At 69.4% G+C, this 19,488-nt stretch carries 17 protein-coding genes; 16 read left to right on the forward strand and 1 reads right to left on the reverse strand.

The genetic code is table 11. The features are described 5' to 3' along the window. The first annotated feature begins 41 nt into the window (after positions 1-41). From ACI6GS_RS15845 to ACI6GS_RS15875, 7 genes are all read left to right on the forward strand, one after another. The gene (locus ACI6GS_RS15845; RefSeq protein WP_439814417.1) at positions 42-476 is read left to right on the forward strand and encodes a dihydroneopterin aldolase; all 435 of its coding nucleotides are present in this window, start codon (positions 42-44) and stop codon (positions 474-476) included. Positions 477-588: 112 nt separating this feature from the next. After that, complete coding sequence (locus ACI6GS_RS15850; RefSeq protein ID WP_439814418.1) at positions 589-1,182, forward strand: DUF447 domain-containing protein; 594 nt, start codon at positions 589-591, stop codon at positions 1,180-1,182. Between the two features lie 284 nt (positions 1,183-1,466). Next, positions 1,467-2,096, forward strand: coding sequence for a TetR/AcrR family transcriptional regulator (locus tag ACI6GS_RS15855; RefSeq protein ID WP_439814419.1), 630 nt, complete (start codon positions 1,467-1,469; stop codon positions 2,094-2,096). After that, the gene (locus ACI6GS_RS15860; RefSeq protein WP_439814420.1) at positions 2,096-3,202 is read left to right on the forward strand and encodes an efflux RND transporter periplasmic adaptor subunit; all 1,107 of its coding nucleotides are present in this window, start codon (positions 2,096-2,098) and stop codon (positions 3,200-3,202) included. The genes ACI6GS_RS15855 and ACI6GS_RS15860 overlap by 1 nt, the downstream gene beginning before the upstream one ends. Positions 3,203-3,304: 102 nt before the next feature. Further along, positions 3,305-6,535, forward strand: coding sequence for an efflux RND transporter permease subunit (locus ACI6GS_RS15865; protein ID WP_439814421.1), 3,231 nt, complete (start codon positions 3,305-3,307; stop codon positions 6,533-6,535). A 121-nt stretch (positions 6,536-6,656) separates the two neighbouring features. Continuing rightward, the gene (locus ACI6GS_RS15870; RefSeq protein WP_439814422.1) at positions 6,657-7,493 is read left to right on the forward strand and encodes a hypothetical protein; all 837 of its coding nucleotides are present in this window, start codon (positions 6,657-6,659) and stop codon (positions 7,491-7,493) included. Continuing rightward, on the forward strand, positions 7,477-8,373 hold the full coding sequence (locus tag ACI6GS_RS15875; RefSeq protein ID WP_439814423.1) for a hypothetical protein: 897 nt from the start codon (positions 7,477-7,479) through the stop codon (positions 8,371-8,373). The genes ACI6GS_RS15870 and ACI6GS_RS15875 overlap by 17 nt, the downstream gene beginning before the upstream one ends. A 43-nt stretch (positions 8,374-8,416) precedes the next feature. Here the strand turns inward: ACI6GS_RS15875 and ACI6GS_RS15880 are convergent, their stop codons facing one another. Further along, positions 8,417-8,758 (reverse strand): hypothetical protein, encoded by a 342-nt coding sequence (locus ACI6GS_RS15880; RefSeq protein ID WP_439814424.1) that lies wholly within the window; start codon positions 8,756-8,758, stop codon positions 8,417-8,419. 188 nt (positions 8,759-8,946) lie between these two features. On the opposite strand from ACI6GS_RS15880, the gene ACI6GS_RS15885 reads away from it, so the two are divergent. The 9 genes from ACI6GS_RS15885 to ACI6GS_RS15925 all read left to right on the forward strand — a co-directional run bounded on the left by ACI6GS_RS15885 (position 8,947) and on the right by ACI6GS_RS15925 (position 19,360). Continuing rightward, complete coding sequence (locus ACI6GS_RS15885) at positions 8,947-11,229, forward strand: penicillin acylase family protein (protein WP_439814425.1); 2,283 nt, start codon at positions 8,947-8,949, stop codon at positions 11,227-11,229. Between the two features lie 6 nt (positions 11,230-11,235). Continuing rightward, positions 11,236-12,762, forward strand: coding sequence for a GH3 family domain-containing protein (locus ACI6GS_RS15890; RefSeq protein ID WP_439814426.1), 1,527 nt, complete (start codon positions 11,236-11,238; stop codon positions 12,760-12,762). 72 nt (positions 12,763-12,834) lie between these two features. Further along, positions 12,835-13,314: a hypothetical protein gene (locus ACI6GS_RS15895; protein ID WP_439814427.1), complete on the forward strand. Its 480-nt coding sequence runs from the start codon at positions 12,835-12,837 to the stop codon at positions 13,312-13,314. 292 nt (positions 13,315-13,606) lie between these two features. Further along, a complete protein-coding gene (locus ACI6GS_RS15900) occupies positions 13,607-14,698 on the forward strand; it encodes a glycosyltransferase family 2 protein (protein ID WP_439814428.1) in 1,092 nt (363 codons plus the stop codon). A gap of 68 nt (positions 14,699-14,766) precedes the next feature. Then, entirely contained in the window at positions 14,767-15,780 is a 1,014-nt protein-coding gene (locus ACI6GS_RS15905; protein ID WP_439814429.1) for a GlxA family transcriptional regulator, read from the forward strand. Continuing rightward, a complete protein-coding gene (locus ACI6GS_RS15910; RefSeq protein WP_439814430.1) occupies positions 15,777-16,406 on the forward strand; it encodes a DJ-1/PfpI family protein in 630 nt (209 codons plus the stop codon). Before ACI6GS_RS15905 ends, ACI6GS_RS15910 begins: the two co-directional genes overlap by 4 nt. Before the next feature lie 18 nt (positions 16,407-16,424). Continuing rightward, a complete protein-coding gene (locus ACI6GS_RS15915; protein ID WP_439814431.1) occupies positions 16,425-17,330 on the forward strand; it encodes an alpha/beta fold hydrolase in 906 nt (301 codons plus the stop codon). 103 nt (positions 17,331-17,433) lie between these two features. After that, a complete protein-coding gene (locus ACI6GS_RS15920; protein ID WP_439814432.1) occupies positions 17,434-18,693 on the forward strand; it encodes an acyl-CoA dehydrogenase family protein in 1,260 nt (419 codons plus the stop codon). A gap of 139 nt (positions 18,694-18,832) precedes the next feature. Next, positions 18,833-19,360: a hypothetical protein gene (locus ACI6GS_RS15925; RefSeq protein ID WP_439814433.1), complete on the forward strand. Its 528-nt coding sequence runs from the start codon at positions 18,833-18,835 to the stop codon at positions 19,358-19,360. Positions 19,361-19,488 lie beyond the last annotated feature (128 nt).

Raw genomic sequence — 19,488 nt, forward strand, 5'->3', positions numbered from 1 at the left:
GATCGCCCGTGTTGCATCGCATTCAGGGACCTGACCCCACGATGACCGCGGCGATCCGGGACAGACTGGCAGAGGACGCAGGCACCGTCCGTGCGGCCCCGGTGCCCCGGTCCTATCGCATCTTCGTGCGCAACCTGGTCGTGCCCTGGCACATCGGCATCTATCCCCACGAATACGGCACCGCCCAGCGCGTCCGGCTGGGCGTGACCTGCACCATGGCCGATCCGCGCCTGGCGCTGGGCCGGGACATCGACAGCGTCGTCTCGTATGAGACGATCGTGGCGACGGTCCGCGCGCTGGCCGCGTCCGGCCATGTCGAGCTGGTGGAGATCCTGGCGCGCCAGGTGGCGGAGGCCTGCCTGGCCGATTCCCGCATCCTGGAGGCCGCGGTGACGGTCGAGAAGCTGGACGTCTTTCCCGAGGCGGAGAGCGCCGGCGTCGAACTGGTCATGATCCGGCCGCGTTCCGACACCTAGCGCCACGCGGCGCGTTCCGCCGTCGTTGCGACCTGTTAACCCCCATCTGCTATCCGGACCATGGGAACCGGGCCATGCCCCGGAGCCGCACGCTCAGGGGGGGAGCGCCGCCATGATCCGGGACGTCATTCTGAGCACCATGGACGCCAAGGGGCGCCCGCACATCGCGCCCAAGCTGCTGCACAGCGACCGCGCGCGGTGGAGCGTCCTGGTGCCGGCCGACTCGTCGACCCATGCCAACCTGCTGGACGTGCCCTATGCCGTGGCGAACTTCACCGATGACACGCGCCTGTTCGCGGGCTGCCTGACGGGGCGGCACATCTGGCCGCTGGCCCCGCCCGAGCGCGTGCGGGGCGTGCGCCTGCGCGACTGCCTGGCCCATGCCGAGCTGGAACTGACGGGGCAGGACGCGGGCGAGGGGGGGACCTGGTTCCACTTCGCGCCGATCCTGGAAATGACCCATGCGCCGTTCCGCGGCTTCAGCCGGGCCAAGGCCGCGGTGATGGAAGGCGTGGCCATCGTCGCGGCGATCGACAGCCAGGAGGACGCGGCGGTCGACCGGGCCTTGGCCGAGCTGGGTCCCCGGGTCGCCAGCGGCGGCGGGGCCGAGGAGCGGGAGGCCTGGGCCTGGCTGCTGGAGCGCGTCGCGCGGGTGCGTGCCGCGCGGGCCCGGCAGGGTGGGGGAGCCGGCGCAGCGGGCGCGTGAACTGCTGAAGGATCGCGCCTGCATTGCCCTGCGGATTGCCTCTCCGCATTCTGCGAGTGACCCGCATTTGCCGCAATGCTGCACTGCGGCCATGCCCCCCTTGCCGATCGGCTGAACACTGCCCACTTGTACTGGAGGCCAGCCTGCGTGCTGCTGTCCGCTGAATGACCGGTCGGTCATATGCCCTGCGACAGGATTGCCCCACCCCCTGAACAGTGCTTGACCTGGGTGCGCTGCACCGTAAACTGAACACGTTTACGTTCACTGTTCAGGCGCGGTCGATCATGCAACATCCTTCTGCGGCGCGTCAGGCGATGCGCGACAAGATCGTCGAGGCGGCTCGCGACCTGTACTTTCAGGGTGGCGACGAGGCGGCCTCGATGCGTCGCATCGGGCAGCGCCTGGGTGTGTCCGCTGCGGCCCTCTATGGCTATTTCGCGGACCGGGACGAAATCCTGGCCGAGATGTGGCTGAACGAATATGCCAACCTCCAGGACCGGCAGCGCGCGATCGCCGCGCGCATCGCCGATCCGGTTGAGCGCATCGTGGCGCTGGCCCGCGACTTCAGCGCCTTCGCGCGGGAGGAGCCGGCGGCCGTCGCCTTCATGTTCCTGCGCCGTGCGCCGTTCCGCGACATGGCGGCGGTGCTGGACGATCCGCGCATGGCCGAATCGATCCGCCTCTACAAGGTGTCCGTCGCCGAGGCGGTGGCCCTGGGCCGCTTCCCCCCGATCTCGATCGACCTGCTGGTGCAGGGCATCTGGGCGGCGGGCCTTGGCGTGCTCGCGCTGCGGGACGCCAAGCCGAACCTGGACTGGGTCGACCAGGATGCCGCCGTCGAGCACGCGATCCAGGTCCATATCGAGGGCCTGCGCGTGATGGCTGCCCGCTCCGCCATGCGGATCGCCGGGTGATGTCTGCCCGGGCGCTGCGCCTGTCCGCCGTCGTTGGACTGGCGGCAAGCCTGCTGGCGGCCTGTGGCGGCGAGCCGCCCCAGGCCCGGCAGGAGGTCGTGCGCCCGGTGAAGGTGACGACCGTCGCCCTGACCGACCAGACCCAGGTTTCGACCTATTCGGGCGACGTCTGGCCGCGGATGCTGAGCGATCTTGGCTTCCGCGTGGGCGGGCGGGTGACGGAGCGCCTGGTCCGCAATGGCGACCGGGTCAAGGCGGGCGACGTACTGGCGCGCCTGGATCCTGAGGATCTGCGCCTGTCGCGCCGGCGCGCGCGCGAGGCCCAGGCCGCGGCGACGGCCGATCGCGACCAGGCGAAGCTGGAGTTCGAGCGCGCCCGGACCCTGTTCCAGCGCGGCCACATTGCCAAGGCGGAGCTGGACCGCCGGCAGACGGCGCTCGACATGGCCAACGCGGCGCTGGCCCGGTCGGGTACGGAAACCGCGATCGCCGGCAACCAGCTCGACTATGCGACCCTTGTCGCCGATCGCGATGGCGTGGTGTTCGAGACCCTGGCCGATGTCGGGCAGGTGGTCCAGGCGGGGCAGGCGGTCGTCCGATTTGCCGGTACGGACGCGCAGGAAGTCGTCGTCAACGTGCCCGAGGCGCGCCTGGCCGAGTTCCGCGACGCGACCGACATCCGCATCAGCCTGTGGAGCGACGAGAGCTTCCGCTCCAGCGGCACGGTGCGCGAAGTGGCGGCCCGGGCGGATCCCGCGACGCGGACCTATGCCGTCCGCATCGCCCTGGATACGCAGACGCCGGTCATCGCCTATGGCATGACGGCGACCGTATCGGTCAGCCGCCGCCTGGGCGAGCCGGCGATCATCCTTCCATCGACGGCCCTGGTCGAAAGCGACGGCCAGGCCGGCGTCTGGGTGTTCGACGCGGACAAGGGCGCGGTGGCCCTGGCGCCGATCCAGGTCGACACCTATGGCAGCGACAGCATCGTGGTCCGTGCCGGCCTTCAGCCGGGGCAGGAGGTTGTTGTGGCCGGCGTGCACAAGCTGGATCCCGGCATGAAGGTCCGCCGCTACGACTCGCCGCTGACGCTCAGCGCTCTCTAGGGCCAGGCAGATGGGCCGCGGGGGCGGCCCCAAGCTATAATCGACAGGCAGGGAAACGTCCCGGCGCACGCGCCCGGGGGAGCAGGACGCGCAGGCTGCACGATGGACGCCCATTCCGGACCAGGCGACCTGGTCCCCGACCCATTCCATTCAGGTTCAGGCGGTCGTCCCCCCGAACCCCCGCGATCGAACGGCCAGGAGCATTACCGGGAAGGGCGGTTCAACCTCTCTGCCCTGGCCTTGCGGCATCGCAGCCTGGTCCTGTTCCTGATGATCGCCTGCGCCATCGCCGGGTTCTTCTCGTTCGGCTCGCTGGGCCGGTCGGAAGATCCCGACTTCACGATCAAGATCGTGGTCATCCGCGCCTTCTGGCCCGGTGCCACAGCGCGCGAGGTCGAGCTCCAGGTCACCGACCGGATCGAGCGCGCGGTGCAGGAGGTCGGCTATTTCGACCATACCCGCTCCTATGCCCGGCCGGGCGAGACGACGCTGTTCGTCACGCTGAAGGACTCGATGCCGCGCGAGGCGGTGCAGCAGGCCTTCTACCAGGTGCGCAAGCGGGTGGGCGACATCCGCCACACCATGCCGGCCGGCGTGATCGGGCCGTTCTTCAACGACGAGTTCGGCGACACGTTCGCCTCCGTCTACGCCTTCACGGCGGACGGCTTCAGCCATGCCGAACTGCGCGAGACGATCGAATGGGTCCGGCAGGAGGTGCTGGGCGTCCCCGACGTGCAGAAGGTCGAGCTGGTCGGCGTGCAGCCGGAAAAGGTCTTCGTCGAGTTCGAGAGCCGCAGGCTCGCCCTGCTGGGAATCAGCCCGCAGGCGATCTTCGATACCCTGGCGCGACAGAACACGGTGACCCCGGCCGGCGTGTTCGAGACGCCGCAGGACCGCGTGTTCCTGCGCGTCAGCGGCAGTTTCGGGACCGTCGATTCGATCCGCAACCTGGTCGTGGCGGCCAATGGCCGCTCGTTCCGCCTGGGCGACATCGCGGACGTGAAGCGCGCCTATGCCGACCCGCCCACGTTCCTGATGCGTTACCAGGGCGAGCCGGCGATCGGCCTGGCGGTGTCGATGGCCAAGGGCGCCAATGTCCTGCGCCTGGGCGAGGCGCTGGCCGCCAAGATGGAGACGATCCGGGGCCAGCTGCCCCATGGCATCGACTTCACCCAGATCTCGGACCAGCCGACGATCGTGAAGGATTCGATCGACCTGTTCATGACCAGCCTGATCGAGGCGGTGGTGATCGTTCTGGCGGTGAGCTTCCTGAGCCTGGGCTGGCGTGCCGGGACGGTGGTCGCCCTGTCGATCCCGCTGGTCCTGGCCATGGTCATGACCGGCATGGAGATCCTGGGCATCAACCTGCACCGCATCTCGCTGGGCGCCATGATCATCGCCCTTGGCCTGCTGGTGGACGACGCGATCATCGCGGTCGAGATGATGGTGGTGAAGCTGGAACAGGGCTGGGATCGCATGAAGGCGGCCAGCTTTGCCTATACCTCGACCGCGTTTCCCATGCTGACCGGCACGCTGCTGACCGCGGTCGGATTCCTGCCCGTCGCCTTCGCGCAGTCGAGCACGGGCGAGTTCGCGGGATCCATCTTCTGGGTCGTGGCCCTGGCGCTGGTCCTGTCCTGGATCGTTGCCGTCGTCTTCACGCCCTTCATCGGCAGCCGCTTCCTGAAGCCGCATGCCGGCGCGGGCCACGGGCACGCCGTCTATGACGGCCGCTTCTACCGGGCGTTCCGGGGCCTGGTCGAGTTCTGCCTGCGCTGGCGCTTTGTGACGATCGGCCTGACGGTGGCGGCCTTCGTGGTGTCGCTGGGCGCCTTCGGCATGGTGCAGCAGCAGTTCTTCCCTTCCGCCTCGCGCGCGGAACTGATTGTCGACATGCGCCTGGCCGAAGGGTCGTCGATCGCCGCGACCCTGGAGGAGACCAAGCGGCTGGAGGCGGCGCTGAAGGGTGACGAGGACATCGCGCGCTATGTCACCTATGTCGGCGGCGGGACGCCGCGCTTCTACCTTCCGCTGATCCCCGAGTATCCGCAGAGCCAGTTCGCCCAGGCGGTGATCTGGACCAAGGGCCTGGAGGAGCGCGAGCGCGTCCGCACCCGCCTGCTGGCGCTGTTCGAGAACGATTTCGTCAACCTGCGGGGCCGGGTCAGCCGCCTGGAGAACGGGCCGCCCGTCGGCTTTCCCGTGCAGTTCCGCGTGATGGGGCCGGACCCGGAGACGCTGCGCGACTTCGCCCATCAGGTGCGGGACGTGATGCGCGCCAATCCCGACACGATCGACCCCCAGCTGGACTGGGAGGAGAAGTCCAGGCGCGTGCACGTCGTCGTGGACGAGGAAAAGGCCCGGGTCCTGGGCGTCGACTCCACGGCTGTGTCGCAGACGCTGAACAGCCTGATGTCGGGCACGACGATCACCCAGTACCGCGAGGGCGACGAACTGATCGACGTGGTCGCCAGGGCGGCCGCGAACGAGCGCCTGGACCTGGAGGGACTGGCGCTGGTCACGATTCCCACGGCCAGTGGCCGCGCCGTGCCGCTGAGCCAGGTCACGCGCATCGACTACGATTTCGAGAACGGCGTCCTGTGGCGGCGCAATCGCACGACCATGATCACGGTGCGCAGCGACATCCGTGACGGCGTGCAGGCGCCGGACGTGACCATGGCCGTCAACGGCGCGCTGGACGCGGTCCGCGCCCGCATGCCGGACGGCTATCGCATCGAGATCGGTGGCGCGCTGGAGGAAAGCGCCAAGGGCCAGCAGTCGATCGCCGCGGTGGTGCCGCTGATGCTGCTTCTGATGCTGCTGATCCTGATGCTGCAGTTGGAGAGCATGAGCCGGATGGTCATGGTCCTGCTGACGGCACCGCTGGCGCTGATCGGCGTGACCTGGGCGCTGCTGCTGTTCAACGCGCCGTTCGGCTTCGTCGCGATGCTGGGCGTGATCGCGCTGGCCGGCCTGATCATGCGCAACTCGGTCATCCTGGTCGACCAGATCGACAAGGACATCGCAGCCGGCCACACCCGGCACGAGGCGATCGTGGGGGCCACCGTGCGGCGCTTCCGGCCGATCATGCTGACCGCGGCGGCCGCCATCCTGGCGATGATCCCGCTGACGCGGCAGGTCTTCTGGGGGCCCATGGCAATCGCCATGATGGGCGGCCTATCGATCGGCACGGTGCTGACGCTGCTGTTCCTGCCGGCGCTCTATTCCGCCTGGTTCCGCGTCCGCCGGGACGAGCCGCCGCTGCATCCGCACGGCGATTCGGCAACCGCTCCGCCCGTTGCCCAGGACCCCCGGCCGGTGCCTGCGGAATAGGGGCGGGGGTCCGCGGCCAGGCCCTGCGCGGTGACCGGGATCACGCACGGGGCCGCCGGGGGGTTGACGGCGGAGCAATGCGCCGTGAACGTTGCGTTCCGGGTCCGCCACGAACGTTCCGATGTATAGCCGCAGCACCCTCCTGATCGACGACTTCGTCCGCCGGCTGGAGGAACGATACGACCAGATGTATTCGACCATGGACCCCGCGGTGCCCGGCATCCTGCGCTGGGTGGCGACGATGGTCATGGAGAAGATCTCCAATTCCGACGCGCTCTATCACGATGTCGAGCATTCGATGCTGGTGACGCTGGTGGGCCAGGAGATCCTGCGCGGCAAGCACCTGATCGAGGGGGGCGTCGGCCCGCGCGAATGGCTGAACGTCATGGTCTCGCTGATCTGCCACGACATCGGCTATGTGCGCGGCATCTGCCCGGGGGACGAGGACGGCCGCTATGTCATCGATGACCAGGGCACGATGATCGAGCTGCCCTCGGACGCGACGGACGCCGCGCTGACGCCCTATCACGTCGAGCGGGGCAAGCTGTTCGTCCGCCACCGCTTCCAGGGCCATCGCGTGGTGGATGCCGAGGCCGTCGCCTCGAACATCGAGCACACCCGCTTTCCCGTTCCCGGCGACAACGATCCGACCTGGCTGGCGGAGTTCCCCGCGATCGTCCGCGCCGCCGACCTGATCGGTCAGATGGCCGATCCCGACTACCTGCGCAAGCTGCCGGCGCTGTTCTATGAGTTCGAGGAGACGGGCGCCACGGCGCATCTGGGCTATCGCACGCCGCAGGACCTGCGCGAGGGCTATCCCCGCTTCTTCTGGAGCAATGTCCATGGCGAGATCGCGGCCGGGCTGAAGTACCTGTCCGTGACCCATGACGGCCGCCTGTGGATGGCGAACCTGTTCGCGCACGTCTTCGCCGAAGAGCATCGTGACGCACTGGCCTGAGGGGACGATGGGCTCAAGCTCCGCCACCATGTTCCGGCCGAAGGACCTGGCCATAGAGGACCTGCTGCGTCGCCTTATGGCACGCCACGAGCAGGCCTTTGGCGGGCGCTTTCCCGAGCACCGCCAAGCACTGGTCGAGGCGGTGCGCCCGGCGCTGCAGCGCCTGGCCCGCACGGACGCGATGTATCACGACCTGGATCACACGGTGATCGTCACCCTGGTGGGCCAGGAAATCCTGATGGGCCGCATCGTGCGCGATGGCGATGTCCGCTCGCAGGACTGGCTCCAGTTCACGGTGGCGCTGGTCTGCTTCTCGATCGGCATGGTGCATGGCGTCTGTCGCGGCGATGCCCCGGGTGAAGCGGTGATCGACAGCCGCTTCACCCGCCGCCCGATGCCGCGCGGCGCCACTGCCGGGTGGCTGTGGCCGTACGTCGTCGACCGCGGCCAGATGTACGTCCGCCAGCGCTTCCGCGACCATCCGACCATCGACGCGGAAGTGGTCGCCCGGATCCTGCGCGGTGCCCAGTTCCCGCCGCCGGCCGACGCCGTTGCCGACAACAGCTACGAGGCGCTGCTGCGGGCCGCGCACTTCATCGGCGCCGTGGCCGATCCGCGCTTCCCCGCCAAGATCAAGGCGCTGTTCCTTGAGCTTCAGGAATCCGGGATCTCGGATTCCTTTCCCTGGAAGACCCTGGCGCAGTTCAGGTCGCAGTTTCCGCCGTTCTTCTGGTCGATGATCCACCCACTGATCCGGACGGGAATGGACCTGCTGCACTACACGTCGCTGGGGGAGCAGTCGCTGGCGTCGATGCAGGCGCACATCCTGGTGGCCGAGCACGGCATCCCCATCGACCACGCGCTGAGCTCGCGCGGCTGAGGCGAGCAGCGGCCCGCGCTCCGCCTGTCGCTGCGCGGGTGCCTCAGGGTTTGGTGTAGTCGCGGGCGTTGACGGCGTTGAGCAGGCCGCTGCCGAAATTGCTCTGCGGCCTGCGGCGCGTGTTCTCAAGCAGCTGGCGCACGCCGGCCGGACGATTGGCCGCCTGCCGGGCCAGGCCATAGGCCTCGATCGCGATGGTGCGCTTGGTCGCCGGGTCAAGCCCGGCAAAGGCCCGCGAGGCGGCCGTCAGGGCGCGGGGCGTGCGCTGGGTCAGGACCACGCGGATCGTGCGGGTGGCCAGGTCGTCGGGACCCACGGCGGCGCTGACGGCGTCGGCCAGGATCGCCACGGCCTCGAGAATGCTCTCGTCGATCTGCGCACTCATGATCGGGTGAACCGCCCTGCCGCTTGCCGGACCCTGATCCTAGCGGCAGCGGCGCCCGTACGCAAAGACGCGTGCGGGAAAGGCCCTGCTGAAATTCCGTGGGCCTTCCCATTCGGTCTGTCCGCCCTATGTGTGCAGGTGGGCTGACGCCGGCGTGCGGCCTACGGTGGGCCAGAGGGGGTATCTGTATGGCGGCGGTTTCCTTGGCCCGGGCGGCGGCGGTTCTGTGGGCGGGCCTGATCATCGCCGGCTGCGCCGCGCTGACGCCCCTGCCGCCGCCGTCGCGCGTGGCCGATCGCATCAACCGTGTGCCCGACGGCCTGCCGGTGACCGCCCCGGTGACGATCCACTGGAGCCCCGAGAAGATCCCCTTCATCGAGGCGCAGACCGACGCCGACGCGGCGATGGCGCTGGGCCTGGTCCATGCCCATCTGCGCCTGGGCCAGATGGAACTGCTGCGCCGCATCTCGCAGGGGCGGATTTCCGAGGTGGCGGGTCCGTTCACCACCGACATCGACCGCGCGCTGCGCATCCTGAACCTGGGCAAGGCTTCGCCCACGGTGCTGGCGCAGATGCCGCAGGCGACGCGGGCCTGGCTGGACGCGTTCGTGGCGGGCGTCAACTACTACCAGGCCAACATGGCCGACCGGCCGCACGAATACGCCCTGTTCGGGGCCCGCCCCGTGCCGTGGCGGCCGGAGGAGATCATCACGATCGGGCGCCTGGCGTCGGTGGACGTCACCTGGTTCACCTGGTTCCGCCTGCTGCCGGAACGGACCCGCGCCGACTGGCCCGCGGTCTGGGCCCGCCTGCTCGAATCGGGCACGACCTCGGCGCCTAGCTTCCCCTTCGCCCCCGCCGATCCCGACCCGCAGGGCCTGGCCATGCTGGAGGACGTGCTGGGCGGCAGCGCGCGCACCGGCTCCAACGCCTTTGCCGTCGGCGGCAGCCGCACGGCCTCAGGCGCCGCCATCGTCGCCAACGATCCGCACCTGGGCCTGCGCCTGCCCAATGCGTGGATGATCGCGGGGGTGAAGTCGCCCTCGATGCACGCGGTGGGACTGATGATCCCGGGCCTTCCCTTCGTCGCGGTGGGCCGCAACGAGCGCATCGCCTGGGGCGGAACCAACCTGCGCGCCGCGTCCAGCGACCTGTTCGACGTCAGCGCCCTGCCGCCGTCGCAGATCACCGAGCGCGAGGAGGAGATCAAGGTCCGCTGGTGGCTGGACACCAGCCAGACGGTGCGTGAAACGCCCTTCGGCCCGATCATCTCGGACAGCGCCATGGTCCAGGGCCAGCCCGGCGAGCAGCTGGCGGTCAGCTGGATCGGCCATCGTCCCAGCGATGAGATCACGGCCATGCTGGGCGTGGGCCGCGCGCGCAATTTCGACGAGTTCCGCCGGGCGCTGGACGGCTTCTCCCTGTCACCGCAGAACATGGTCTATGGCGATGTCGACGGCCATGTGGGGCAGGTGACCGCGACCCATCTTCCCAGCCGCTCGCTCACGCCGCCGGCCGACATCGTGCGTCCCGTTGCCGACGCCAAGGCGTGGGAGCGGATCGTGACCGGGCGCGACCTGCCCTGGATCCTGGACCCGCCCGGCGGCTATGTGGCGACGGCCAACAACATGCCCGGCCGGTCGTCGGTGCCGATCGGCTATTTCTTCTCGTCCGACGACCGGATCGGCCGCCTGACCGAGCTGCTGTCAGGCAACGATACGGTCGATGCCGCCCGCCTGGCCGCGATCCAGCAGGACGTGACCAAGCCATCGGCCGCGCGCCTGCGCGATCGCCTGGTGGCCAGGCTGGACGGTCTTGTCCTGGAGCCGGGGCCAGCGGCGGTGGCGGCGCGGGTGCGCGCGTTCGACGGATCGTACCGGGCGGACGACGCGGCACCCGTCGCCTTCGAGGCGACCGTCTTTCATCTGATCGAGGCCCTGTACGCGCCCGATGCGCGGCGCCTGCTCTCGGCAGCCGGACGCCTGTTCGACGCGCTGGACGCCGACCTGGCCCGCATGCCGCCGGAGCAGGTCGATGCCGCCCTGGCAACCGCGCTGGACAAGGCGCAGGAGGCGGTCGGCCGCTTTCCCACCTGGGGCGACATGCACCGAATCGGCCTGGCCGGCTGGTTTGGCGCCGCCCCGCTGATCGGTGGGCGCTACCGGTTCGGCGACGTGCCGGCCTCCGGCTCCAGCGAGACCCTGCTCAAGACCTCGCACGAGCTGACGGACCAGCGCCACGAGGCGACCTTTGGCGCGGATGCGCGCCTGATCGCCGATCTGTCGGACCTGGACGCGACCCAGGTCGTGCTGCTGGGCGGGCAGGACGGCTGGTACAACAGCGAGGCGTTCCTGGACCAGGTGAAGCTGTTCCAGGAGGGGCGCTTCATCCGCCTGCCCATGCGGCTGGAGACGGTGCGGGCCAATGCCGCCTACCGCACCGAGATCCTGCCCCCCCGCCCGGGCAGCTGAGGCGTCATGCGGGGTGCCACCGCGGTCCTGCGCCTCCATGCCGGGCGCCGCCTGCGCCAGCTGGCCCGGCAGGACCCGGTGGAGAGCCAGCGGCAGCAGCTGATGGCCCTGCTGGCGCGGGCGGCGGGCACGCGCTTCGGCCGGGCGCACGGCTTTGCCGCGATCCACGACGTGGCAGACTATCAGCGCGCGGTGCCGCTGCGCCGCTATGAGGACTTCTGGACCGACTGGTGGCGCGAGCCGTTTCCGCGGCTGGACGATGTCACCTGGCCCGGCCGCATCCCGTATTTTGCGCTGAGTTCGGGGACGACCAGCGGGACGACCAAGTACATCCCCTGTTCCCTGGACATGATCCGCGCCAACAGCCGGGCCGGGCTGGACGTGCTGTGCCACCATGTCGGCCAGCGTCCCGGCAGTCGCGTGATGGACGGGGCCGGCTTCATGCTGGGGGGCTCGACCGCCCTGCAGGACCTGGCGCCGGGCGTCCTGGCGGGCGACCTGTCGGGAATCGCCGTGCGCCGGCTGCCCTGGTACGGCCGCCTGATCGCCTTTCCCCCGGTCGAGGTCGCCCTGCTCTCGGACTGGGAGGAGAAGATCGCGACCGTCGCCCGCCTCGCGCCGCAGGCCGACGTCCGGGTGATCAGCGGCACCCCGTCCTGGATGCTGATGCTGTTCGATGCCCTGGCGGCGCGGACGGGGACATGGGGCGCGCCGGCGATCTGGCCGCGGCTGGACCTACTGGTGCATGGCGCAGTCCCGATGCCGCCCTATCGCGCGCGGGTCGAGGCCTGGCTGAGGGGCACGGGCGCCGAGACGCGGGAGGTCTATCCCGCCAGCGAAGGCTTCATCGCCATCGCCGATGCGGGGCCGGAGGATGGCCTGCGCCTGATGCTGGACAACGGCCTGTTCCTGGAATTCGTTCCGGTCGACGACCTGGCCGCGCCGCGCCCGGTGCGCCATTGGGCCGCCAATGTCCAGACGGGCGTCGACTATGCCGTCGTCGTCACCAGCAATGCCGGCCTGTGGTCCTATGTCCTGGGCGACACGGTGCGCTTCGTCAGCCTGAACCCGCACCGCGTGGTGATCACCGGGCGCACCGCCTGGATGCTGTCGGCCTTTGGCGAGCATGTCATTGCCGAGGAGGTCGAGCAGGCGGCGCTGGAGGCTGCGCGCGCCATCGATGCGGCCCTGGCCGACTTCGCCGTCTTCGCCGTTCACGGGGCAGGGCCGGGCGAGGCCGGTGGCCATTGCTGGATCGTGGAGTTCGATGGGGTCGCGCCGGAAGAGGGCGCCCTGGCCCGGTTCGGCCAGGTGGTCGACGCCACGCTGGCGCGTCTCAACGAGGACTATCGCGCGCACCGGGCTGGCATGGCGGGCCCGCGCGTGGAGCGCATGGCGGCCGGCGGTTTTGCCGCGTGGATGAAGCAGCGTGGCCGTCTGGGCGGGCAGAACAAGGTGCCGCGGATCCTGGTGCGGGACGATCTGGCCCAGGACCTGCGGGACTTTGCCACCGGATGGCGGCCGCCCGCTTGAACCCGGCGGTCGGCGCCTTAAGTACAGTCGTGTCACGACGGACTGTATGAAATATCCGGTGGAGTGAAGGAGATGTCGGTTTCAACCCATGAAGAAGATCGCGGCAGGAACGACAATGCCGGCGTCGTCTTCTGGGCGGAGCGGTCCGATACGTTCTATGTGCGGAGCGCCATCCTGACGACCCTGCTGGTCGCACCGCTGGCGTTCCTGGCGCCCGCGGCGTTCATCACGGCGTTCCTCACCGTCGTTGGCCTGGGCATTTGGAACCGGCGGGCGTTTCGCCTGCAGGTCACGGGCGATGCCCTGCGCTTCCGCCCCAGCGCGCTGATCCGCGGCATCCGGATCCCCTTGTCCGAGGTGGAGAAAGCCGTGGCCGAGCCTGAGTCGGGCAGCGGCTTCCTGCCGGTCGACGCGCGGGCGGGGCGGGTGCTGGTGCACCTGCGGTCCGGCCTGGTCCTGCCTATTCCCGGGATCGTGGACGCGGCAGAACTGGCGCGTGCAATCACGCTGGTGAAACGCGGCCAGATTGTTCCCGATGCGGGTGCCGCCTGAACCAGACGTTCCCTCTGGCCGTCGCCACCTGAGGGCCGTCGCGATCGCGTTTCAACGTGCCGGCGTGGTGGTTTAACTATCCCTTAAGTTGCGAAGGACAGGATCGGCCCTGCGATTTGTCGCTTGCGGGCCGATGCCTGCTTGTGGAAACGGGGACGGCCGGCAGAATGATCGCTGCCGGTCCTGGCAGATCGGATTGACGGGCGCGGGCGGGGATGCCACTGCTGCCCATCGGGATCTTCTGAAGCGGGGGCCAGCACTGCAGCCACAGCACATGCCGGATGGGGCGCACGTGGCACAGGGCGGCGGGTCGGACCCCGCCAGCATCCCGATGGTCAGCGTCATCATCCCGACCCTGAACGAGGCCCGCCATGTCGAGGCCTGCGTCGAGTCGATCGCGCGCACGGCCCACCCCACCAGCCGCTACGAGATCCTGGTGGTCGACGGCGGCAGCACCGACGGCACGCAGGACATCGTGCGCCGCATGTCCGCGCGCCTGCCGCAGGTGCGCCTTCTGGACAATCCCGACCGCCTCCAGGCCGCCGCCTTCAACAAGGCGATCCTGAACTGCGATCCGGCGACCACCTACTTCATCCGCGCCGACGCCCATTCGATCTTTCCCGACGAATTCGTCGGCCGCTGCATCGCCGCGATCGAGCGTCATGGCGCCGACCTGGTCGTCTTCTACCTGGTACCGATCGAGACGGGGCCGTGGTTCCGGCGGGCCGTGTCGATGGGCTTTCGCTCGGTCCTGGGCGTGGGCGATTCGAGCTATCGCCGGCCTGGGCCCACGCAGCCGGTGGATCATGGCTATCACGGCTGCTTCCGGCGCAGCCTGTTTGCGCGGGTCGAACCGTACGACCCGGCCTTCAGCCATAACGAGGATGGGGAACTGTCCTATCGCATCGGCAAAGCGGGTGGCCTGATCATCCTGGACAGCACCATCCAGGTGAACTACGTGCCGCGCGCGACGCTGCGCACCCTGGCGCGCCAATACCTCCTCTATGGCCGCGGCCGGGTGCGAATGCTGCTGAAGCACCGGCTGGCCCCGCGCTGGCGCCAGCTCCTGCCGCCGGCCCTGGTGGCGCTGGAAGGCGTGACGGCGGCGACCGGTATCGCCGCCCTGCTGGGCGCGCCGCTGGGCGGTGTCCTGAAGCTGCTGGCGATTCCGCTCGTTGCCTATGGGCTGCTGATGCTGGGCTCCGCCGTGCCGGCGCTGGCCCGCACGCGCGACAGTGCGGCCCTGGCGCTGCCGCTGGTCCTGGCGACGATGCATCATGCCTGGGGCTATGGATTCCTGGACGGCCTGTGGCGCGCCCGGGGACAGAAGGTGGCGGCACCCGCCGCCCACGCCGCGGGATCGGGCGGACCGTCGCAGCGCTGAGGCGGCCTGGCGCGAATTGAGGGCTGTCTGGCCTGTCCGCCAAGGTCGGGCTGGCGCACCATGGCGCCATGGATGGTTGCACCCCGCATTCCCCGACCCGCCGCAGCGTCTGGGTCCTGATCTTTCCAGGCGTCCAGGTGCTGGACGCGGTCGGCCCGGCCGAGATCTTTGCCGTGGCCCAGGACGGCCGGGGCCAGCCGGCCTATGAGGTGCGCTTCCTGGCGCTGCAGCCCGGCATGGTCGCCACCAGCGGCCCGGCGCGCCTGGCGGCGGAGGATGCGCAGGGCCTGCTGCAGAGCGGGGCCGCGCCCGACACGCTGATCGTCGCGGGCGGGCAGGGGACCCGCGCCATGGCCGCCGACCACGCCCTGATCCGGTGGATCGGCGACGCCGCGCGGCGCTCCCGGCGCACGGCGTCGGTCTGTACGGGCGCCCTGCTGCTGGCGGCAGCGGGGCTGCTGGACGGGCGCCGGGCGGCGACGCATTGGGCTTTTGCAGGCGATCTGCAGCGCCGGTTTCCCGCCGTGCGCGTCGATGCCGATGCGCTCTATGTGCAGGACGGGCCGTTCTGGACCTCGGCCGGGGTGACGGCCGGCATGGACCTGGCGCTGGCCATGGTGCGGGCGGACCTGGGCCATGACATGGCCCTGTCGATCGCGCGCCACCTGGTCATGTTCATGATCCGCCCGGGCGGCCAGGCGCAGTTCTCGGCCCATCTGGCGGCCCAGGCAGCACCGGCCGGACCGCTGGGCACCCTGCCGGCATGGATCGTGGAGAACCTGGGGGCCGACCTGTCGGTCCCGGCCTTGGCCAGCCGCGCGGGGATGAGCGAACGCTCCCTGACCCGCGCCTTTGCCAGCCAATTGGCGATGTCGCCCGCCCGCTTCGTCGAGCGCGCCCGGCTGGACGCCGCGCGCCGCCTGCTGGAGGAAAGCGCCATGCCCTGCAAGCAGGTCGCCGGCCGTGTCGGCCTGGGCGATGACGAGGCGCTGCGCCGCGTCTTCCAGCGCAACCTGCAGGTCTCGCCGGCCGACTACCGCGCCCGTTTCCAATCCCCCCTGATGGAAGGACATGCATCATGACTGCCAGCCTGGCTGCACCCCGGATCGGCATCCTGATCTTTGACGAGGTTGAGGAGCTGGATTTCGTCGGCCCCTATGAGGTGTTCGGCATGACGCGCAAGATCCGCGAGATGCAGGGCACGGCCGACCTGGGCGAGGTCGTCCTGATCGGCCTGGACGCGCAGCCCGTGCGCGCCTTCAACGGCCTGCGCATCCTGCCCGACACGACGATTGCGGAGGTGGAGGCCCTGGACGTGCTGCTGGTGCCCGGCGGCTTCGGCACGCGACCCCTGATGGGGCATGAGGGGCTGAAGACCTGGCTGCGCAAGGTGGCGCCGACCTGTACCTGGGTCACCAGCGTGTGCACGGGCAGCATGCTCCTGGCGGCTGCCGGCCTGGCCGAGGGGCGGAAGGTCACGACGCACTGGTCGATGGTGGAGGAGTTCCGCGGCCTGAACCTGGGTTGCACCGTGACCGAGGGCAGCCGCTTCCAGGTCGACGGCAATCTGGTCAGTTCGGCCGGTGTCTCCGCCGGGATCGACATGGCGCTGTGGCTGGTCGGCCAGATCCACGGCATTCCGCAGGCGCGCGCCACCCAGCGCTTCATGCAGTACGAGCCCGAGCCCCCCTATGCGGATGCCGCCTGATCGCCGATCCTGGGGGGCATGAGCCAGCCCACCCTGAAGTCGATCAGGACATCCGTCCTTGACCTGCATTACGAGGAGAGCGGGCCGCCGGACGGGCGGCCCGTGGTCCTGGTCCATGGCTTTCCGGACGATCCGCGCACCTGGGACGGCGCGGTCGAGCGCCTGGTGCCGCAGGGCTATCGCGTCATCGTGCCGTATCTGCGCGGCTACGGCCCGACCCGCTTCCTGGACCCCGGCACCATGCGCTCGGGCCAGCAGGCGGCGCTGGGGCAGGACCTGCGCGACCTGATCCTGGGCCTCGATCTCAAGGGGGTCCTGCTGGGCGGCTATGACTGGGGTGGGCGGGCGTGCTGCATCAATGCCGCGCTGTGGCCCGACCGGGTGCGCGGCCTGCTGTCCATCACCGGCTACAACATCCACGACATCGCCGCGATGGTCCGGCCCGGCAGCGCCGAGGAGGAGGTGCGGAACTGGTACCAGTGGTACTTCCACACCAGCCGGGGCGAGGCGGGCCTGACGCAGAACCGGCATGACCTGTGCCGCCTGATCTGGCGCCTGTGGTCGCCCAACTGGGCATTCGACGCGGCGACCTATGCCCGGACGGGCACCTCGTTCGACAATCCCGACTTCGTCGCGGTCGTCGTCCATTCCTATCGCGTACGCTATGCCAGCACTGCGGGCGACCCGGTCTATGACGCGGTGGAGACGGCCCTGGCCGGGCAGCCGCCGATCGCGGTGCCGACCATTGTCCTGCACGGCGCGGCCGACGGCGTCGACCCACCCGTCCAGGCCGATTCGGGGCGCCACAAGTTCGTCGCATTCTACGAACGCAGCATCACGCCGGTCGCCGGACATTTCTACCCGCGCGAGGCGCCGGGGGAGGTCGCCACCGCCATCCGACGCCTGGATGCCATCGTTCCCTAACACAAATTTGAATTCGAATTAGAAGGCATTGCAGAAAACCCTCTGGCGTCCTGCTTCCGAGCCGCTATTCTCCGCCGCGAAAAGATCCGAAGGGAGGATGGGCATGGACTTCAACATTCCGGCCGAGCTGCAGACGCTGCTGGGCGAGCTGGACGCCTTCATCGAGAAGGAGATCAAGCCGCTCGAGGAGCAGGATGACAATATCCGCTTCTTCGACCACCGCCGCGAATGGGCCCGTACCGATTTCGACAAGGACGGCCTGCCGCGGCCCGAGTGGGAAGAGCTGCTGGGCGAGATGCGCCGCCGCGCCGACAAGGCGGGCTTCCTGCGCCTGCCGCTGCCCAAGGAATACGGCGGCAAGGAGATCGGCAACCTGGCCATGGCGGTCATCCGCATGCACCTGGCCCGTAAGGGCCTGGGCCTGCACAACGACCTGCAGAACGAAGCCTCGATCGTCGGCAACTTCCCCCAGGTGCTGATGTTCCGCGACTTCGGCACGGCCGAGCAGAAGGAACAGTTCATCCAGGGCAGCCTGACCGGCAAGACCCGCTGCGCCTTCGGCCTGACCGAGCCCAACCACGGCTCGGACGCGACCTGGATGGAGACGCGCGCGGTCCGTGACGGCAATGGCTGGCGCATCAACGGCGCCAAGATGTGGAACACCGGCGTCCACACCGCGACGCACGACATGGTGTTCTGCCGCACCTCGGGCAAGGACGGCGATGCCCAGGGCATCTCGTGCCTGATCGTGCCGATGGACGCCGAGGGCGTGAAGATCGAGAAGTACTACTGGACGTACAACATGCCGACGGACCACGCGCATGTGTCGTTCACGAACGTCTGGGTTCCGGACGATGCGATCTTTGGCCCGGCCGAGAACGGCCTGGTCCTGGCGCGCCACTTCGTGCACGAGAACCGCATCCGCCAGGGCGCGTCGGGCGTGGGCGTGGCCGAGTACTGCGTTGCGGAGAGCGTGAAGTACTCCAAGGAGCGCAAGCCCTTCGGCAAGGCGCTGGCCAACAACCAGGCCATCCAGTGGCCGCTGGTCGAGCTCAAGGCCGAGTGTGAGATGCTGAAGCTTCTCATCATGAAGACGGCCTGGGAGATGGACCAGATGACCGGTCCCGAGATCCAGAAGAAGCTCTCGGACAAGGTCTCCATGTGCAACTACAAGGGCAACCGCCTGGCCTGCAACGCGGCCGACACGGCGATCCAGATCCATGGCGGCATGGGCTATTCGCGTCACAAGCCGTTCGAGCACATCTATCGCCACCACCGCCGCTACCGCATCACGGAAGGTTCGGACGAGATCCAGATCCGCAACGTGGCCAAGCACCTGTTCGGCTTCGGCCGCGGGCACTGAGCCTGGGGTCTCCGTAACCGCGGGGGGACGCAGGGGGTGGGCAGCAATGCCTGCCCCCTTTGTCGTTCTGAGGCTCCTTGTCGTTTCGGAGCAGGCGGTTGGGCTAGACTGCCCCGCATGACGAATCGCGAGCCCGGCCATGGCTGACGCCCGGCCCCCCACCGACAAGCAGCTGGCCTTTGCCCGGCGCATCGCCGAGGAGCGGCGCATCGAACTCCCCGCCGAGGTCGAGGAATCGGGTGCCGCCTGTTCCGCCTGGCTGGATCAGCAGGTGGGCTCCCGCGACCAGGCGGGCGGCGGCGGTGCCGGGGGCGGGCGGCCGCCGTCGGAAAAGCAGCTGGCCTTTGCCCGGCGCCTGGCCGACGAACGCGGGATCGAGGTGCCGGAGGAGGTGCTCGACAGTTCCAAGGCGATCTCGCAGTTCATCGACGAGATGCTGAACGATGGCCGTGGTGGCGGAGGCGGTGGCGGTCCGGGGGGCGGGCGGGCCCCGGCGCGCAGCGCCTCACCCTCGGCCAATGCCGGCGCCGGGCGGCCCCCGACCGACAAGCAGCTGGCCTTTGCCCGCAAGCTTTCGGCCGAGAAGAAACTCCCCCTGCCGCCGGAAGCCGAGCGCGACGGCCGCGCCTGCTCCACCTTCATCGACCGGGCGCTGGGCAAGGGTTAGAGATCCGGCCTGACCGCGCGCTGAACCGTTGCGTCAACATTCTTCGAGACGGTCCTTCGGGCCTCCTCAGGATGACGACGGTGGGGGAATAGTCCTTTTACAACAATGACGTCATGCTGAGGAGCGGC

Source organism: Zavarzinia sp. CC-PAN008, from assembly GCF_051903925.1.
Classification (GTDB): Bacteria; Pseudomonadota; Alphaproteobacteria; order Zavarziniales; family Zavarziniaceae.

What these genes read in the sequence shown, in the direction of transcription:
- ACI6GS_RS15845 (WP_439814417.1), top strand. Translation starts at nt 42, where the DNA reads ATGACCGCGGCGATCCGGGACAGACTGGCAGAGGACGCAGGCACCGTC.
- ACI6GS_RS15850 (WP_439814418.1), top strand. Translation starts at nt 589, where the DNA reads ATGATCCGGGACGTCATTCTGAGCACCATGGACGCCAAGGGGCGCCCG.
- ACI6GS_RS15855 (WP_439814419.1), top strand. Translation starts at nt 1,467, where the DNA reads ATGCAACATCCTTCTGCGGCGCGTCAGGCGATGCGCGACAAGATCGTC.
- ACI6GS_RS15860 (WP_439814420.1), top strand. Translation starts at nt 2,096, where the DNA reads ATGTCTGCCCGGGCGCTGCGCCTGTCCGCCGTCGTTGGACTGGCGGCA.
- ACI6GS_RS15865 (WP_439814421.1), top strand. Translation starts at nt 3,305, where the DNA reads ATGGACGCCCATTCCGGACCAGGCGACCTGGTCCCCGACCCATTCCAT.
- ACI6GS_RS15870 (WP_439814422.1), top strand. Translation starts at nt 6,657, where the DNA reads ATGTATAGCCGCAGCACCCTCCTGATCGACGACTTCGTCCGCCGGCTG.
- ACI6GS_RS15880 (WP_439814424.1), bottom strand. Translation starts at nt 8,758, where the DNA reads ATGAGTGCGCAGATCGACGAGAGCATTCTCGAGGCCGTGGCGATCCTG.
- ACI6GS_RS15885 (WP_439814425.1), top strand. Translation starts at nt 8,947, where the DNA reads ATGGCGGCGGTTTCCTTGGCCCGGGCGGCGGCGGTTCTGTGGGCGGGC.
- ACI6GS_RS15890 (WP_439814426.1), top strand. Translation starts at nt 11,236, where the DNA reads ATGCGGGGTGCCACCGCGGTCCTGCGCCTCCATGCCGGGCGCCGCCTG.
- ACI6GS_RS15895 (WP_439814427.1), top strand. Translation starts at nt 12,835, where the DNA reads ATGTCGGTTTCAACCCATGAAGAAGATCGCGGCAGGAACGACAATGCC.
- ACI6GS_RS15905 (WP_439814429.1), top strand. Translation starts at nt 14,767, where the DNA reads ATGGATGGTTGCACCCCGCATTCCCCGACCCGCCGCAGCGTCTGGGTC.
- ACI6GS_RS15910 (WP_439814430.1), top strand. Translation starts at nt 15,777, where the DNA reads ATGACTGCCAGCCTGGCTGCACCCCGGATCGGCATCCTGATCTTTGAC.
- ACI6GS_RS15915 (WP_439814431.1), top strand. Translation starts at nt 16,425, where the DNA reads ATGAGCCAGCCCACCCTGAAGTCGATCAGGACATCCGTCCTTGACCTG.
- ACI6GS_RS15920 (WP_439814432.1), top strand. Translation starts at nt 17,434, where the DNA reads ATGGACTTCAACATTCCGGCCGAGCTGCAGACGCTGCTGGGCGAGCTG.
- ACI6GS_RS15925 (WP_439814433.1), top strand. Translation starts at nt 18,833, where the DNA reads ATGGCTGACGCCCGGCCCCCCACCGACAAGCAGCTGGCCTTTGCCCGG.